Consider the following 1,130-nt stretch of genomic DNA (forward strand, 5'->3'; position numbering starts at 1 on the left):
TTGGCGATCTTCTCGCGGAGGTGGGCGCTCGCTTCTTCGGTACCGGCGTGAGCATGGGGGCGGCTCACGCACCGGAGGATGGCAACGAGCTGAGGACGCTGACCCGCGTGGCGGATTCGCGTATGTACGCTGCGAAGACCGTCGGCCACGCGCCCGGCTAGCCGTCCAACAACGGCATCCAGACGGACAGCGCGTCGCGCTGCCGCTGATGCCGCAGACGTTGGACATAGGCCCGCAGCCCCCTTTGACTCGGAACTAGGTATCGCATATGATACCGACATGAGCCAGCGAGTCGTCATCGACACGAATGTGATCATCTCGGGTCTGCGCAGTCGGAAGGGCGCGTCATTCCGCATCCTTCGGATGATCGGCTCGGCGGAGTTCGAGATCGCGCTGTCGGTGCCGCTCGCACTCGAGTACGAGGAAGTTGCCAAACGCGAGAGCGCGGAGCTGGGGCTCTCCCACGCGGACGTGGATGTGCTGATGGAGTACTGGTGCGGCATCGCACACCTCCAGGATATCCACTTCCTGTGGCGCCCAGTGTTGCGCGACCTTGAGGATGACCACGTCCTCGAACTGGCGGTTGAAGCAGGATGCGCACTCATCGTCACACACAACGTGCGTGACTTCGCCGGCTCGGAGGCGTTCGGGGTCACGGCGATCCGGCCCGGTGAGTTCTTGAGAAGGATAGGAGTCGAATCATGAGCACCATCAGCCTGCGTCTGCCCGATTCCCTTCACAAGAAGGTTCGGGAGCTCGCGAAGTCTGAAGACGTGTCCATCAATCAACTGATCGCGACCGCGCTCGCAGAGAAGATGTCGGCGCTCATGACCGTCGACTATCTCAGGGAGCGCGGCGCGCTGGGCGATCGCGCGAAGTACGACGCGGTACTCGCCAAGGTGCGTGACGTGGCGCCGGACGACGGCGATGAACTGCCATGTCCAACAAAGGGATCAACCTGACAACGCTTCGCGTTGCAGGTTATCCCTAACACGTTGATATGAGATGGCCAGTCAACCTCGTAGGTCTCATGGTGGTCTTCGCCCTTGAGTAGATGCAAGCGGGCGGGCACATGGGAACGGCGATCGACCATGCTGATATCCGGGGATTGGAACCCCACATCTCGGTCC

Annotated in this window: 2 protein-coding genes; both read left to right on the plus strand. The window is 61.8% G+C overall.

Features of this window, described 5'->3' with window-relative positions; translation table 11 throughout:
- Positions 1-279 precede the first annotated feature (279 nt).
- Positions 280-705: a putative toxin-antitoxin system toxin component, PIN family gene (locus Q8K99_00325; GenBank protein ID MDP2181000.1), complete on the plus strand. Its 426-nt coding sequence runs from the start codon at positions 280-282 to the stop codon at positions 703-705.
- Complete coding sequence (locus Q8K99_00330) at positions 702-962, plus strand: DUF6290 family protein (protein MDP2181001.1); 261 nt, start codon at positions 702-704, stop codon at positions 960-962. Before Q8K99_00325 ends, Q8K99_00330 begins: the two co-directional genes overlap by 4 nt.
- Positions 963-1,130 lie beyond the last annotated feature (168 nt).

It is taken from the genome of Actinomycetota bacterium (genome assembly GCA_030682655.1).
Taxonomy (GTDB): Bacteria; Actinomycetota; Coriobacteriia; order Anaerosomatales; family JAUXNU01; genus JAUXNU01.

Excerpts from the sequence above, each read along its gene's own strand:
- Q8K99_00325 (MDP2181000.1), top strand. The coding sequence starts at position 280 with ATGAGCCAGCGAGTCGTCATCGACACGAATGTGATCATCTCGGGTCTG.
- Q8K99_00330 (MDP2181001.1), top strand. The coding sequence starts at position 702 with ATGAGCACCATCAGCCTGCGTCTGCCCGATTCCCTTCACAAGAAGGTT.